This is a genomic window from Pseudomonas sp. CM27, from assembly GCF_013179515.1.
Classification (GTDB): domain Bacteria; phylum Pseudomonadota; class Gammaproteobacteria; order Pseudomonadales; family Pseudomonadaceae; genus Aquipseudomonas.
Genome location: NZ_JABMCN010000482.1, coordinates 1 through 767, shown reverse-complemented (window position 1 = coordinate 767; position 767 = coordinate 1). Strand labels below are relative to the sequence as shown.

Genomic DNA, 767 nt, shown 5'->3' with positions numbered 1-767 from the left:
GAGCGTGACCACGGCCATCCTCGACAACGACCACCTGCCGGTTTCGCCTGGCGGTGCAGTGTCTGGCGTGGAGGACACCGATTACGTGTTCGGCTGGAGCGACTTCAAAGTCACCGATGCCGATGGCAACAACGGCCTGTCCGTGACCATTACCTCGATCCCGGTCGCCGGCAGCCTGAAGTTCTTCAATGGCACTGCATGGGTGGACGTGACCGTTGGCCAGGTGGTCAGCCAGGCGGACATTACTGCCAAGAACCTGAAGTTCGTGCCTTTGCTCAACCAGTCGGGGACGGACAACTACGGTGGCAGCGGCGTGGGCAACCAGCAGGCCGACTACGCGCAGTTCAAGTTCAAGCCGAACGATGGCACCAACCTGGGCACTGAAGTGACCATGAAGGTCGACATCAGCCCGGTCGCCGACAAACCGACCTTGAGCTTCGGCAGTGCCGATATCGAGTCCAAAGGCCTGACCAAGGAAGTGTGGAACACCCTCAAGGGCCTGGGTACTGGCGGTAACGGCATTACCGGCGACGATCTGAAGACGGTCTTTGCCAACTCCGGCAATGCCAACTCCAGCACTACCACCACCAACGTGCAGTCCGATGCCAGCGTCACCGCCGGCACCGGTTCGAAAACGTCGGGGCTTATCTATCTGGAAGCCGGCAAGACCTATACCTTCAGCGGCAGCGCCGACGACAGCTTCGTGGTCACCATTGGCGGCAAGACCGTGGTCACGGCCACCTGGGGTGCTGGTGGCCAGGTTTCGG

General features: G+C 61.0%; 1 pseudogene. It reads left to right on the top strand.

The window, feature by feature from the left end:
• Positions 1-767 (top strand): annotated as a pseudogene (locus HP547_RS29095) (type I secretion protein); the annotation flags it as partial.